This is a genomic window from Elusimicrobiota bacterium (genome assembly GCA_041660925.1).
Taxonomy (GTDB): Bacteria; Elusimicrobiota; Elusimicrobia; order UBA1565; family UBA1565; genus JBAZUV01.
Map to the genome: position 1 here is coordinate 28,786 of JBAZVI010000004.1, position 15,986 is coordinate 44,771.

The 15,986-nt window shown below is 71.5% G+C and carries 2 protein-coding genes; both read right to left on the reverse strand.

Annotated features, from left to right (window positions below; genetic code table 11):
• Nucleotides 1-197: 197 nt before the first annotated feature.
• On the reverse strand, nucleotides 198-14,945 hold the full coding sequence (locus WC969_06805) for a hypothetical protein (protein MFA6029543.1): 14,748 nt from the start codon (nucleotides 14,943-14,945) through the stop codon (nucleotides 198-200).
• Nucleotides 14,946-15,082: 137 nt separating this feature from the next.
• On the reverse strand, nucleotides 15,083-15,985 hold the full coding sequence (locus WC969_06810) for a transposase (protein ID MFA6029544.1): 903 nt from the start codon (nucleotides 15,983-15,985) through the stop codon (nucleotides 15,083-15,085).
• Nucleotide 15,986: the final 1 nt, after the last annotated feature.

The window sequence follows — 15,986 nt, forward strand, 5'->3', positions numbered from 1 at the left end:
GGTTCAGGGGAGCAGGGGACCGGGAAACGGAGGGTTTCCTATGAGAGACACGAACAGATTCCTTACCTCAACTCCCCCTCCTGCGGGAGGGGGGTGGGGGAGGGGGCGCGATTAGGTCCATTAGGTGAGTGACAGGCACCGTCGATTAGCGCCGACGCCGAATCGAGCGGTGCCAGACACGCCAGGGGTGCCGGGTGTCAGGCACCGAGCGGACGGCGCCGGCGCCACGCCCAATAGGCGGCGGCAGCGGCGGCGAGGGCGCCGAAGGCGGCGAGGGCCCAGAGCCAGAGGGCGCGGGCATGCGAGGCCGCGCCGGGACCCTGCGGCTGGGAGGGGTCGGTCGGCTGGCCGGGGTGCGCGAGCTGGTCCTCGAGCTCGGCCAGGCGCCGGCGGGCGGCGTCGAGCTCGGAGCGGAAGCCGGCGATGTCGCTCTCGAGGCGGCGGATCGCGGCTTCGAGCGCCTCCTGCTCGCCGATGCGCCAGGCGAGGCGGCGGAACTCGTCGGCCAGGGGACCGAGGCGCGCGTCGACCTTGCGGCGGTCGGAGAGGGCGGCTTCGAGGTCGCGGCCCGCCGCCGAACTCTCGCCGTCGAAGCGCGCGCGGGCGCGGGCGGAGGCCTCGCGGTCGTTCTCGACGCGCTCGCCCAGCTTGTCGAGCCCGCCCTGCATGGAGCCGTACTGGCGCGAGCCGGTCACGAGGACGACGCTGCGCTGCACGCGGTCCACCTCGAGGTGGCCGGGGCGGCCGTCGAGGCGCACCGCGCCGTCGACGCCGGGCTCGGAGAGGGCCACCGTCGGGTCCTTGAGCGCGTTCTCGAGCTGCTCGGAGCCGGGGCGCTCGGTGACCTTCGAGGTCTGCCAGGTGCGTCCGGGCTCGCTCGAGCGGCCGCGGCGGGTCTCGATCCAGGTCTCGGAGACGCCGCCCTCGAAGTAGGAGAGGACGCGGCGCCGGGCGTTGAGGAGGTCCTCGACGCTGTAGTCGAGCCCGCGCCGGACGGCCTGGCGCCCATAATGAACGTCGACGCGCCGGCCGTTCTCCGCTCGCGTCGTCCCTTCGGCGCTATGGCCCGCCGAAGGGACCATGGCCTGGAGGTCCTTGTCGTAGACCGTCTGCCCGGGCAGCAGCGGCGAGTCGAGGTCCGCGGCCTTGGGGAACTGGGTCGGGTCGAAGTGCCACTGGACCGGGTCGGGCAGGATGTCGAGGACGTCGAGCGCGCCGAGGGTCTTGCGGAAGAAGTTGTGGTGCTCGGTCGAGCCGCCCTCGATCTTGCTCATGTAGACGCGGCCGATGTAGCCGTGCTGGCGGGTGTCGCGCCCGGTGAGGATCTCGGTCGCGGAGCCGACGACGCCGCGGGGGAGCTCGAGGATGATGTTCCCCCAGTTCCACGGCATCCAGCCCCAGTTCTCCTTCTCGGCGAGCGCGCTCCCCGAGCCCTCGACGCGGGAGATGAGATAGCGGCGGTTGAGCATCACCGGCAGGCCGGTCGCGGGGTCCGTGTAGCGCAGGAGCCGGAAGCCGGGGTCGACGCCCTTCTGGTTGTCGAGCAGCCCGTCGCGTCCCATGGCCTCGAGCTTCCAGCCGGCGCCGGCCTTGTCGACCGCGCCTCCGTCCATGAAGAGCTTCGCGAGCGTCTGGTCCGCGTTCATCTCGGCGGCGAAGACCTCTCCGCGCACCGTGCTCAGCGCGCCGCGGGCCTGGCCGAAGCGCTCGGAGAGGGCGCGCGTCCCGAAGACGGGGCGGGCGTCCACGCCGACGAGCGTGCGCCCCCCGTCGACCTGGAGCGCGAGGTCGCGGGTCACGAAGAGGCTGTACGCGCCCGAGCGCTCGAGCTTCGCGGCTTCCGCCGCGAGCTCCTTGTCGTCGAGGCCCGTCTCCTTCAGGGCGGCGAGGTAGTCCCCGCCGAGGCGGCCCCAGAGCCCGGCGGCGGCGAGGACGCGGCCGGTCTCGCGCAGGTCGTCGAAGGCGGTCTCGGAGAGTCGTTCGGCGTCGTGCCAGGCGCTCTCGGCCTTGTTGGCGTCGTCGACCTTGGCGGCGAGCGCCTTCTGCGCGTCCTTGAAGTCCCCCTCGCCGACCTTGAGCTTCTCGGTCTCGAGCTTCAGCCGGGCCTCGTCGGCGTCCGGGAACTTCGCGCGCGCCTTCTCCGCGGCGCGGGCGCGGGCCTCCTTCTCGACGAGCCCGTAGCGCAGCTGCTCGCCGTCGGCCAGCATGCGCGCGCGCTTCGCGTCGTCGGCCGCGCCGGCCTCCTTCTCGCGGGCGGCGCGCAGCGTCGCGACGGCCTTGGGCAGCGCGGTCCCCGCGTCCTTGAGCGCCGCCAGCGCCTCGTTGAAGTCGTCCTGCGTGACGTAGAGGGCGGCGACCTCTCCGTTCTTGTCCACGGCGAAGCCGTAGCTCTGAAGCTTGATCCCCATCCAGCCGACGCGGCTCTGCCGGAGCTTCTGCTCCCCCGCCGCCTCCACCATCTTGCGCACACCCTCCGGACCGGCCTCGAGGCGGGAGTAGCGCGCCGCCTCGACGGGATCCTCGACCGAAAGGCGCTTGAAGTGGTCCTCGAAGGCCTCGAGGGTCGGGAAGCGGTCTCGGGCGAGCGGGCGGTCCCCCTCGTAGACGACCGTCACCGTGCGGCCCGGCGCGCTCCAGAGGGCCTTGAGCGGGTTCAGCGCCGCGTGCAGGCCGCGGGGGTCGGCCTCGGTCGAGAAGGTGTAGAAGCGCGCCTTGCGGGAGGCGGAGAGCTCGGAGAGGGCCTCGTAACTCATGCCCTTGACCGCGCCGCCGGCGAGCGCCGCGAGCGCGAACTCGCTGGCCGCCAGCGTCTGGTGGACCTTCACGCGGGAATCGGCCTGGGCGAGACCGTCCTGCGCCTCCACGCGCCGGGCGCGGGACGCGTCGGCGCCGGCGAGGAGCTCGATGTCGCTCCCCTTGAAGAACATCCGGCCGTCGGCGCGCTTCTCGAGCCCTCCGGCCGCGTCGAGCTTGCGGACCTCCTCGGCCGTGTGCCAGCCCTCGATCGTCCACAGGCGGCGGCCGGCGCCGTCGGTCTTCGTCGCGGCGTAGACGGGCTCCAGGCCGGTCGTCTTGCGGGCCGTCCAGTCGGAGCGCAGGCGCTCGAGCCGCGCGAGCGCCGCCTCGGCCTCGCGGAACTCGGAGGGGACGGCGCCGCGCCAGGAGAGACCGGCGATGCGGGCGCTCTCGAGCATGATGAGCGCGTCGAGCGCGAGCATGCCGCGTCCGCGTTCGAGGAGGTCCCTGCGGCGCGCGAGCGAGTCCTTGAGGCCGAAGACGGCGTCGAAGGAGCGGGCGAGCGCCGCGTCGCCGCGCAGCTCGGGCCGGTCGAAGAGGGCGACGACCTCCGCGTCATAGGCGCTCTCGGCCTTCAGGTAGCGGTCGAGGGCGATGTCGCTGAGCACGAACTTCTCGGGGCCCGCGTCGACGGCGAGGTAGTCCTCGAGGAGGGCCTGCCGGGCGCTCTCGCGCTCGCGGCGCAGGCCCTCGACGCGCTCGAAGGCCCCGCGCAGGGCCATGGGGAGCTCGAGGGCGTCGGCGTAGGCGGAGCGCATGGCCGAGAGCGTCTGCGCGTTCGCGGTGAGGCCCGCCTCGGCGAGCCGGCCCTCCTCCTTCAGCTCGGCGGAGATCCCGCGCAGCAGCTGCCCGCGCGCCTGCGGGGAGAGCGCGACCCACGCGCCGGCGAGGGCGCGCTCGACCCTGATGCGCCGGCCCTCGACGTCCGCCTGCACGAGGACGTCGAGCTTCTTCGCCGGCTCGATGTCGGCGCGGTGGCGGACGACGTCGGCGGCCTCGCTCATCTCGGCGTAGAGGCCGGCGAGGCGCTCGAGCTCGACGGCCTGGCCCTCGGGCAGCCCGGAGGCGCGCAGGGCGCCGGCCATGCGCTCGGCGAAGTCCGGCTCCAGCATGCGGCGCGAGAGGCCCTCGAAGAGACGGCTCTCCGGACTGCGCTTCGGCGTCTGGGGCATGGAGAGGGGCTGGACGGCCGGGACGATGGCCCCGTCGCTCGGGAAGCCGAGGGCGGTCAGCTCGGTGACGAGCGCGGTGAAGTCGGAGCGAAGGTCGGCCGTGACGGCCGTGAAGTCGAGCCAGGCCTTGACCAGCGCCGTCTCCGCGGAGAGGGTCTCCTCGACGCTCCCCTGTCCCCGCCCCTGGCGCGCGAGAGCCGCGCGGAACTCCCCCTCCGCGGCCTGCGCCAGCTCGCCCTGGCGCTCGAGGAGGACCGCCTTGTCCTGGACGCCCTTCATGAGGAGGTGGAGCTTCAGCGACATCTCCTGCAGCTGGCCCTTCGCCTGAAGCTCGCGGCGCAGGGAATCTCCGAGCACGCCCTCCAGCGAGCGCTGGATCGCGCGGGGGTCGGGCGCCTCGAGGAACGCGCCGCCGACGCTCTGGCCGCGGAACATGCCGAAGGCGATGACCGGGGTGAAGCCTTTGTAGCTCATGCGCTCGGCGATGACGTCGGCCCGTATCTGCGAGGCGAGGTCGTCGCCGCCGAGCTTCCCGGCCAGGCCGCCGTCGAGGAGGTCCTGCGTATACTGCCGCACCGCCTGGTCGCGCGCCTGGGACGCGAGAGCGCCGGCCACCGCCGCCAGGTCGCCTTCACGTCCGGCCGGGTCGCCGGGCGCCAGCGCGACGAGGCGCTCGGTGGAGGCGTCGGAGGGAAGGCCGACGAGGGCCTTGATCTCGGCGGCCTGGAGTTCGATGCGGCCGCGGACCTGGCGGATGAACTCGTCGAAGTCCCGGCCGAAACGACCGGCGCGCGAGCCGTTCTCCTCTCGCGCCGTCCCTTCGGCGCTCAGGCCCGCCGAAGGGATCATGTCGGGGTTCCCGCGCGCACGCTCGGCCCAGCGCAGGAGCCGGACGTCGGTCTCGAAGCGGGCGAGCAGGATGCCGGCCTGCGCGCGCGCGGCGGAGACGTCCCCGCTGTAGGCGCGGTCGGCGCGCTCGGTGCGCAGGCGGGCGAGCTGGAGGAGGACCTCGGGCGGGGTGGAGGGGCTGCGCAGGCGCAGCTCGACCCAGCTGTCGACATAGCTCTTGTTGATGGGGTCGCCGCCCACGCTCGTGCGCGAGCGGAAGTAGCGCATCGACGAGGTCGAGCCGACGCGCTGGGTCTCGGGCTCGAAGGCCGTGACCTCGGGCTCGTGCGCCGCGGCCGCGGCCGACTGCCGTCCTTCGACGACGCGGCGCGAGAGCTCGGAGAAGTCGAGCGGCATGGTCCCCGCGCGAGCGGAGGAAGCGGCTTCCCCGCCCAGGCGCGCGAGCACGGCCTCGAGCGAGCGCGCCTGTCCCTCGAGACCGGCGGCGGCGATGCGGGACTCGGCGTCCGTCTTGCCGCGCAGGTCCTCGAGGCGGCCGCGCGCGAACGAGAGCTCGGCCGAGACCTTGGCGCGGCGGGCTTCGAGGTCGCCGGCGTAGGCCTCCTGGGCGCGCTCGGCCTCGAGCGTCTGGATGCGGGCGGCCGCGACGACGTCGGGGTTGCCCGGCATCTCGGAGGAGAGGGCGTCGACGAGCCGGGACAGCGAGTTGACCACCAGCGAGACGGGTTCGATGCGGTGCTCCTTGGACTTGAGACCCTTGTCGGCGATGGTCTCGACCGCGCGCGCCGTCTCGACGCGTTCGGCGAGCACCGCGCGGTCCTTGGCGACCGGGTCCTTCGCCGCGAGGATGGCCTTGAGGTCGGAGAGGGCCTGCTCCTCCGACATCGTCCACTGCACGGGCTCCATCCCCAGGCGGCCGAGCAGGAGGTTCAGCCGGGAGAACGCCTGGCCGGCGATCCGGTCGGCCTCGGTCGTGCGCAGGACGGAGGCGTCGAGCGCTCCCTGCGCCGCGCGGACGCGGCCCGCGGGGTCGCCGTCGGAGGCGGCGTTCGCGCGAGCCTCCTCGAGCTTCGTCTGCGCCGCGGGGACGACCTCGCTCTGCAGGATGTCGCGCACGCGCCGGGCGGAGCCGAACTCGACGACGGCGCGGTAGATGTCCACCGCGAGGTCGGCCTCGAGCTTCCCCTTGAAGGCCTCGTAGTAGCGGCTCTGGGCTTCTCCGCGCTTCACCTGCAGCTCCTTGAGCTCCTCGGGCTTGAGCTCGAAGGTGGGGATGGGGAGCACGCCGATGCCGGTGATGCCGACGCTCGGGATGAAGCCGAGGCCGCCGGCGGAGGTGAGGTTCGCCCCCACCTGGACGTCCACCCAGAACTTCTGGATGCGGTGGGCGTCGGCCGAGGCCATGGCCGCGGCGGCCTCGCGGCGCCGTCCGACCTCCTCGAGGCTCGCCGAGTTGGCGGCGGCGACGTTGAAGGCCTGTTGGAAGGAGTCGAGGGTGATCGCGCCGCGGCCCTTCGGGTCCTGGACGAGGCGTCCTTCGAGCTCGATCCAGCCGGAGGCGAGCGCGTGCTGGGCCTCCGCGTCGAGGACCCCGGAAGCGTACCAGCGCCACTGGGAGAAGGCCTGGCGCAGCCGGCTCTCGGGCATGAGTCCGTTGCGCTGACCGGCGAGCGCCTTGCGCAGCTCGTCGCGGGAGGAGAGGGCCTCGGGGCGGAGGACCTCGGCGCGCTGGGCCTGCTCGCGGCCGGACCAGGCGTCGCGGAACATGCGCTGGAGCTTCTCGGCGTGGATCTCCTTCATCTGCGCCGCGGCGGCCTGGGATTCGAGGAGGTAGGCGCCGTCGCGCTCCTTGGACGCGGGGTCGTAGATCGGGAGGCGCACGCCGCCGCCCGCGGTGAGGATCTGTCCGGCGAGCATGTCCTGGAACTGCACGCCCACCGAGACGGTGAGGCGGTCGACCCAGGGGATCCAGTCCATGAGGTTGAAGCCTTCCTCGCCGACGGCGGCCTTGAGCGCGTCCTGGTCCAGGCCCGAGAAGATCTCGGCGAGGCGCTCCTGCGAGGAGAGCGTGCGCCCGATCTCCTTGAGGACGGCGTCGAGCTGCTCGGCGTCGAGCTCCTTGAAAGGAAGGGGCTCGCCGGGGGCCCGGCCGCTGAGCATGTCGTAGCGGATGACCGCGGCGTCGTAGCGCGCCGTCGCCTGCGCCTCCCAGGCCTTCCCCTCGGCGCGCAGGGCGTCGGTCGGGGCGCTCTCCGACTGCCAGCGGGCCATCTTGAGCTCCCACTGGGCCTGCGCGACGTCGGTCACGGTCTGCTGCCACTGGCGGGTCAGCGCGAGCAGGCGCTCCTGGAGCCGCAGGCCTTCGCGGTAGAGCGTCTGGGCCTTGTTCTCGATGAGCGCGCGCTGGGTGCGGGTCAGCGTCATCTCGGTCCAGGTCCCGGCCGCGAAGCCGCCGCCGGAGGCGCGGTCGCTGAAGGCCGAGCCGGTGGGGTTGGTGACGAAGCCGACCTGGCCGCGGATGCGGGTGTTGTCGAGGAAGGCGCCGGCCTTGCGCAGCTCGGTGATCTCGCGCGAGAGCGTGCCGATGTCCTGCTGGAGCAGGCGCCGGGCGACGTCCTGCGAGTAGATGCGCTTGAGCTCGGCGGCGGTCGTCGGATCGCCCTCCTTCCCCTCGAGGAAGCCGTCGAGCTTCCCGTTGAACTCCTTGAGGGTCTTCGAGCCGTCGAGCGCGTCGCTCGCTCCGGCGGAGACGGCGCCCCAGAGCTGCGCGAGCGTGATCGAGGTGTTCATGGAGAGCGTCAGCCGGTCCTCCATTCCCGCGTAGCGGCTGCCGTAGCCGATGTTGACGTTGGAGTAGGGGCCGAAGCTCTTGGAGGCCTCGAAGTACTTCGTCTTCGAGTCGCCGAGGAGCTTGCCCTCGGCGCTGATGGCGATGCCGTAGTCCGGGAGGGTCACGGAGACGCGGTCGGTGTAGCTGTTGTACTTCGTGCCGAACTCGGCGCCCGCGCGGTTGGTGATCGTGGCCCAGGGCTTGCCGTTGGCGTCGCGCAGCGAGAAGCCCTTGAGGATGGTGACGCCGCCCGACTGCTGGTTGTAGTCGTCGGTGCCCTCCTGCTTCGCGTAGAAGAAGTCGACGGTGAACGCGTCCTCGGAGTCCAGGACGCGCGCGAGGTCGAAGCTCGGGCCGATCTGGGTGCGCTTGTAGTGCTTGTTCTCCCCCTTCGCGTCGATGACGAAGTTGCGGTTGAGGTCCGGGTCGAGCCCGGTGAAGTCGAGGTTGACCGTCTCGAGGAAGGAGCGCGGGTCCTTGGCGAAGATCTGCTGCTGCTCGGCGTTGAGCCGCATGACCTCGTTGAACTTCACCGAGGTCTTGAGGCTCCCGCCGTAGAACGAGGTCTTCTCCTTCGCGCCGCTGAGCGCGAAGTCGGCGAAGCCGGCGGCGCCGACGTAGAGGCGGTCGCCGAAGAGCAGGACCGCGAAGTCGTCGAAGACCATCAGACGGCTCTGCCGGGCCGAGGACTCCATCTTCAGGTCCGGCGGGGCGTCCTGGATGTAGCGGTGCAGGTCGACGTTCAGGTAGTTGACCCAGTTGCTGCCCTGCAGGGATTCGACCTGGACCTCGACGCCCTTGTCGCCGTAGGGAGCGTTCTCGCCGTTGGGCGGGCTGACGAACTGGTAGCCGCTGACGCTGATGTTGTTGCCGCCGAGCTGGGCGACGTTGCCGAGGGTGGCCCAGCTCGAGGTCTCCAGGCCGTGCGGCACGCCCAGCGAGGTCTGGTAGACGAGGTAGAAGCCGTCCGCGTCGCCGAACTCGAGGATCTGGGAGTTGGGGATGATGCTCGAGAGCCCCTGGGGGTTCTGGAGCAGGCCCTGGCGCATCGCGCTGACGTCGCGCGTCGAGGGCGAGTGCTGCAGGACGCTCGCGAAGAGCTGGTCGAGGAAGTGCGGGAAGTCGCGCTTGGGCACGACGAGCGCGGCGGCCGCGTCCTGCGCGTCGGGCGCCATGTACCAGCTGCCGCCGCTGCGGCGCAGGCCGTTGACCCGCGCGAGCAGGGCGGGGTCGAGCGCGCCGGGGTCGCGCAGGGCGGAGAGCTCGGCGTTGAGCTTGGCCTGGACCTCGTCGACCTTGTGGAGGTCGAAGCGCAGGACCTCGTCGGAGCGCTTGAGCCGCGACTCGACGTCGCGGTACTGGACGTTCTGCTCGAGCACGGCGCGGGTCTTGTCCTGGAGCTCTCGGATGTTCTCGGCCACGCGCTTGAGCGCGCTCTCGTCGGCGCTGTTGAGCTGGGACATCCAGCGCGCGAGCTTCTGGCGGTTCTGCTCCAGGTCGTCGTAGGTCTTCTTCAGCGCCTCCTTCATCTTGAGGATGGCCTCGCGCTCGGTGCTGGAGACCTCGCCCGCCGAGCCGTAGAGCTCGCTGGTGGAGCTGTAGTAGGTGTCGACCGTGTTGAGGGTGTTGTAGGAGTCCTTGTCCCAGTCCGTCTTCAGGCCGTAGACCCGCGCCACGTCGCGGGTGAGTCCGTTGAGCTCGCGGTAGATCGCGATCTTGCGCTCGACGACGGCGTCGGGGCTCTCGCTGGAGCCGTTGCTCTGGACGTAGGAGCGGTCCTGGTCCAGGTCGGCGATCGCGTGCAGGAGCCCCTGCTTGGCCGTCGCGAGCACGCCCTCGGCGACCGGGAAGCGCTCGTCGAGGTACTTGCGCGAGGAAGAGACGACCGCTTCGGAATAGAGGAAGCGCGCCATCGCGTAGGCCGCCGAGCCGGTCTGGGAGGCGTCGTTGGTGGAGGGCGCCAGGCGCTTGGCGGTCTCGAGGCAGAGGAGCGCGATGCGCGTGTTGTCGTCGACGGTCGGCGAGGGCTGGGTCCCCGTGGGCGGCGTGTTGGCCTGACCGAGTCCCATGTCCGCGCCGGTCCCCTTGGCCTTGTACTCGTTGCCGATCGACACGAGCTTGTCGGCGAGGCCCTGGATGCGCTTCTCGTCGACCAGGCGCTGGACCTTCGCGACGCCCGCGGGGGTCGTGTCGACGTCGGTCGGCAGGCCCTGGGCCGCGAGGGCGTAGCGCCCGCCGGTGAGAGAGTCGATCTGCGCCAGGATGCCGTTCATCTCGGCGCCGCGCGCGTTCATCTGCTGCGCGCGCTCCGCCTGCTCCGCGGAGTACTGGGCGATCTTGCGGGGCAGGCTGAAGGGCTGCTGCTCGCCGTAGACGTCCTCGGTGCCGGCGAAGTTCGGGTCCTTGCGCTGCGCGATCTCGGTGATGAGCTCGTCGACGCCGCTGTGGTGGCCTTTGGCGTCGTCGTAACCGGTCATGTAGCGGGTGTACTTCTGCTTGGCCTGCTCGATGTTCGCGAGCCCGCCCGCCTGGTCGCCGTCGGCGGCGCCGTTGGCGGCCAGGGCCCAGGGCAGGGTCCGCTCGACGACCTTCTTCGTCGCCTCGTAGAGCCGGATCTGGGCCTTGAAGAGCTTGGCGTAGCTGTCGCCGGCGGGGTCGGCGCCCTTGATCGAGTCCTCGGCGAACGGGATGAGCTTCGTGCGCACCATCGCCTTCGCCGCCTCGATGCGCGGGCGCAGCTCCTGCACGACGAGCGCGCGCTTGCGGTCGACGAGCGCCTGGTTCTGCGCCGCGTCGCGGCTCCCCGACTGGAGGTAGGCGCGGTCGGCGTCGATGTCGCGCTGGACGGCGTCCATGATGTCGACGATCCCCGCGATGGCCGTCTCGGTCGCGGGCAGGGTGTTCGCCATCACGTCGTCGATCTTCGTGACGACGGCGTCGGACTTCGTCCAGAGCACGATCTCGCGCCCCGCGCGCGGCAGCAGCCGTCCGACGGCGAGCATCGCCATCTTGGCGTTGAAGACCTCGCGGGTGTCGGTGTTGGGGAAGTTCAGCGCGCTGAGCTTGTCGGGGTAGGTCTCGATGGCGTCCTGCAGGCCCTTGAGGTCGAGGCCGGAGAGCATCGGAAGGTTCGCGCCCGCCACGGCGGCGTTGATCTCGGCGGAGTAGCGGTCCACCTCGGCGAGCAGGGTCCGCGCCTCGCCCTGATGGCGCGTGACGCTCTCGCGCTCCTGGGCCTGCCAGCGCGGCAGGGCGTAGGGGCGCAGGTCCCCGAACTCGTCGGTCTCGGTCCCCGAGTAGGTCGTGCTCATGCGGTTGCGGATCTGCTCGAGCATCTTCTGGTAGTCCGCGCGCTGGCCCTTCCAGTAGGTCGACCGCTGGTCGAGGATCTGCAGCGTCTGCTGGAGGCCGGGGTTGCTCACGCTGACGTCGGGGACGCCGGGGACGGCGATGATGAGGACCCCGGCGAACTCGAGGGGCACGGTGTCGAGCTTGCTGACGCCCTCGTCGATCTTGCGGAGGTAGTCGTCGGCGGTGACGAGGCTGTCGTTGAAGCGCTTGAGCGAGAGGTAGTCCGGATCGCCGGGCTTGCCGTCCCGGCTCCACTGCTGGATCGTCGGCAGCAGGGCCTGGCGGCGGCGGTACTCGGTCAGGGCGTCGGGGCTGCGGCCGGCGTCCTCGGCGTCGGTGCGGGCGATGAGGGCGCGGACCTCGCTGCGCATCGCCCCGATGCGCCCGACGGCGAGGTTCGACTGCTCCTCGAGCTCGAGCATGTCGTTCTGGCCGGTCTTGTCGCCGCTGACCTTCCCGTCGATCTCCTGGCGCCACTTCTCCGAGTTCGCCCGCTGGGAGTCGGCCGCGGCCTGCTGCTGGGCGTTGTTGCGGCGCACCGTCTCGATCTTCTCGAGCTTGCGGTCGAGCAGGGCCTGCATCTGGGCGATGGCCGACTGCGCGGCGTTGATCTCGTTGAGGGAGAAGGCGAGGTCCATCACCGTCGCGAGCCGGGCCATGTTCTTGTGGAACTCGAGCATGTCGCGGCCGTTGCGGCGCTCGCGCAGCGCGGCGTTGCGGGAGGTGTTCAGCGCGGAGAGGAGCTTCTCGAGGGCTTCGCGGTTGGTGAGTTCCGCCTTGGCCTGCCCGCGCAGCTCCTCGACCTGCCCGACGAGGGCCGCGATGCGCTTCTGCGTCTCCGCGTCCACGCGCTCGCCGGTCCCCTGGCTGGGGCGGAAGGCGGCGGGAGCGCCGCTCATGCCGTCGATGACCGCCTGCAGGGCCTTCACGCCGGCGGCGCGCACGGCGAGGTCGTCGCCCTGGCCCGGATTCTCGGTCGGTGGCACGAGCACGGCGTCGTAGAACTGCTCGAGGCGCTTGAGGGCCTCCAGGCGCTCCGCCTCTTCGGGCCGACCGTCGGCGAGGTCGCGGATCTCGGCCATCTTCGAGCGGATGTAGGACTCGTCGCGGCCGGAGCTCAGCGCCTCGAGGAGCTCTTTGTAGCGGGCCCGCTCCGCGTCGGCGACCGGCTTGCTCTGGGACTGGAGGGTCTCGAGGCGTCCGCTCTGGATCCCCAACTGCGACTCGAGCCCCTGGATGCGGCCGCGGATCTCGGCGAGCTCGCGCTGAAGGTCGCCGGCGGCGCCCTCGGGCGGGGCCCCGCTCCCGGAGACCATGTGCAGCGCGGCGGTGAGCACCGAGTGCCCGGAGCCGGCGGCGCCCGCGGCGGCGACGGCGACCGCGTCGCCGGAGAGCCCGTAGGCCAGGCCGTGCGAGAGGCGATAGACCTCGTCGGTCAGGTTGAAGCCCAGCGCGTTCTGCAGCTTGTAGAGCAGGATGTTGCCCCAGGTGATGGCCCCGCCGAAGGGGATGGGGCTCTCGCCCTCGGGCCGCTCGACGGCGGCGGCGACGGCGTGGAAGAGTCCGAACTCCCGCCCGGTGACCGCCTTGAAGGCCGGAGTCAGGGCCGCGTCGATGCCCCCCGCGTAGCCCATGACGGCCTCGATCTCGGCGCCGACCGTCATGAGGCCGAACATCGACTTGAGGTTCTGTCCCCAGAAGGTCCCGCTGAACAGCGTCCCGATCATCCCCTTCCACCAGTCGGCGCTGAGCGCCCGGGGCGTCTGCAGCGTGCCGTGCCGGCCGTCCATGAAGCGCTGGCGGGCCGCGGCCGGGAAGGTCATGAAGGTCGAGAGCACGAGGGTGTTGAGGAGCGGACCGACGGCGAGGTCGCCGACGAGCGCGGAGAGGGCCTTGGCGAGGACGGCTGAGACGCCGGAGCCGATGAAGGGGATGTGCGCGGCCGCCGCCGGGAGCCCCGTCTGCAGGCCGATGAGCGCGGGACCGAGCACGGGCAGGGCGGTGAGATGGACGGCGAGCACGGGCAGAGGGATGAGACCCGCGACGAGGCCCATCGCCGCGGCGCTCAGCGCCGCCATGGTGACGCGCTTCCAGACGAACTGGGTCAGCGGGGACAGGAACGGGTCGACGAGCCAGCGCCGGGCGACGCGGTAGGGCGCCCACGCGCCGAGCTTCATGGCGAAGGACGCCTCGCGGCGCCCGTAGCGTCCCATCGCGGCCTCGAGCCAGCGCTCGGCGCTCGGGCGCTCCTCGACGCGGCGGCCCTCCTCGAGCGCCTTCTTGCGGTCCACCGCGTCGCGGACCGCGAAGAAGTCCTCGCCGTCATGGAAGAAGCCGAAGGCGATGTTGCGGCGGAAGAAGCCGAAGACGAACATGTCGAAGACGTGGTAGGGGAAGCGGATCAGCGCGCCGACGACGTGCTTGGCGGCCTCCCCGCCGCGCTCGACGAGCCCGGTCCAGCCGGCGGAGTAGGTCCGGCCCTTCGCGAGAGTGCGGAAGGAGGCCTCCGTGACCTTCTTGCGCAGCCCCATGGAGACGAGGAGGCGGGAGACGGCCTCGGCGACGGCGCCCTCGCCGTACTTCTTGGAGTCGAGGTGGGCGAACTCCTCCCGGTTGGCCTTCTGGAGCAGGTCGTAGACCGCGAGCCAGGCTTCCCGGCTCTCGAGGCGGTAGCGCTGGCCCATCTCGGCGACGACGGCGTGGGCGATGCCGAACTGAGCGGCGATCCGGGAGACGACGGCCTCGACGTCGGCGTCGGCGGGCAGCGCCGAGAGTGCGGCGCGCGGTCCGTTCTCCGCTCGCGCCGTCCCGTCGGCGCTCAGGCCCGCCGACGGGGAGGCGGCGTGCCGGACCCCGCGCACGCGCCGGAAGCCGAGGAGGTCCTCCTCGATGAACTTGGCCGCGTCGGCCTCGACCGCGGCGGGAGTCTCGACGGCCGCCGGCGCCGGGAGGGCCTTCAGTTCCTGCGGGGCCGGCAGCGCCTTCCGCTCCTGCGGGGCCGGCAGCGCCTTCCGCCCCTGCGGGGCCGGCAGCGCCTTGCGCTCCTGCGGGGCCGGCAGCGCCTTGCGCTCCTGCGGGGCCGGCAGCGCCTTGCGCGCCTCGGCCCCCGAGGAGTCCTCCGCGCCCTTGCGCGCGCCGAGGAGCGCGCGCAGGCCCTTCGCGGAGCCGCCGGAAGTAAGAAGCCGCGCGACCCACCCGAGCAGTCCGGCCGGCAGGATCCCGCGCGTGCCGGAGTCCCGGGTGTGGGCGGGCCGGGAGGCCGGTGAGGCCGCGGGTGCGGGGACGCCGGAGTCCCCGGTTCCATGGCTCTCGGTGCGGGAGGCGTCGGACGGGTTCAGCTGGGTGGGCCGCGCAGAGGGGTCGTCGTTCGGGTCGGAGACTTCGACGGCGGCCGCTCCGTCGGCCGCCGCAGTCTCGCCCTTCAGGGTCCGGAAGCTCTTCTCGGCCCAGGAGCGGGACGAGGAGTCCCCACTCAGGTCCTCGGCGGAGGGCTTGAGCAGCGCGCTCTCGGTCGGAGCGGCCTTGTCGCCGCGGAGCGCGGCGGAGATGACCTTCAGGATGCCCCAGGAGGCGTTCGCCCCCTTCTCGGGGTGCTCGAGCAGCGGCTTGAGCACGCGGCCGCTCGCGGCGGGGACCTTTCCCGCCGGGAAGGACGCCGCGGGGACGAAGGGCGCCGGGACGGCCGCGGCCGCCGGGCGCGAGATGGGAGTGGGAACGGAAACGGAAGGCAGGGAAGACGCGGTGAGCTTCAGCGGGGACGGCGCGGCCGGGTTCTGAAGGTTCAGACCGACGGGGACGGGAACGGCCTGGACTCCCGGCTGACCGGCGTTATGGCGGGTCTGGACGGCTTCCTGGGCGGAGAGCGCGATGACCGCCCCTCCCGGGGTGGTCAGAACGAGGGAGATGACGACGACGATCGCCAGGTATTTCCTGGACCAAACGCCCACGTTCAAAGCATACCCGCCGGACGGCTCCCGGGGATGAGTCGATGGACCGGGGACGAAGTGATTAAACGACCCAAGGACGGCTGGGCCTTACGGCCCTTGGGTGCCGGACTTTATATTATTAATTAAACAATAAACGACTAATCAGCTTTCTTGTCGCCCATTTCCATGAAGCGGACGATCTGACTGATGGCGGAAGGCGTGCGGTTGAACATCCGTCCGATCTCGGTGACGCCGAGTCGGGCCTCCTTCCAGATGCGGTAGACGGCCTCCCGCCGGGCCGGCGTGAGGTCCCGCCACTGCCCGCGGCCGAGCAGGCGCTCGGAGTCCACCCCGTGCTTGCGGACGGTCTCCTCGAGGATCTCGCGGGCGCGCTCGACCGAGCCGACCCGCTCGAAGCTCCCGGAGAGCCCGGCGGCCTTGCGGGCCTCCTCGGCGAAGCGGGCGTCGCCGAGGAAGGAGCCGGACTCGGGATGCAGCGGCGCGACGCCCTGGCGGGCGCGCTCCTTGAGCATGTGGAGGTACAGCACCGACTGCTTGAGGCGGATCTTCGCGATGCGGCGGAGCACTTCCTGAGAATCCACCAGGGGCTCCTTTTCCCCCGATTCCACGTAGGCGGCGCAGGAGGACCAGAGGTAGCGCCAGGGCTTCTCGCGCAGCCCCTCGTGCATGGGCGAGAGGTGGACGTGGATGGTCACGTCGAGGAGGCGGTTCTCCTTGTCGATGAGCATGGCCTGGTAGCGGCCCTGGAAGACGTGCCCGAGGGTGCCGTGCTGCTGATTGAAGAACTTGGTGTAGGCCGTGTTGAAGCCCTGCATGACGCGCGCGAGGTTCGGCTGAGGCGTCTCCAGGACGAGCTGCACCGAGTTCTGCATGAGGCAGTAGGCGTAGACCTTGAGGCCGAAACGCTCCCGGTAGTCCCGAAGCAGCTGAAGATAGCTTCGGCGGTCCTGGTTGCCCAGGAAGATGTCCTGCCGGTTGTTCCCGTGAAGGGTGACATGATAGCAGGCGCCGGAGAACTGGATGCGTTGAGGTCTTCCCATT

What these genes read in the sequence shown, in the direction of transcription:
- WC969_06810 (MFA6029544.1), bottom strand. Translation starts at nt 15,985, where the DNA reads ATGGGAAGACCTCAACGCATCCAGTTCTCCGGCGCCTGCTATCATGTC.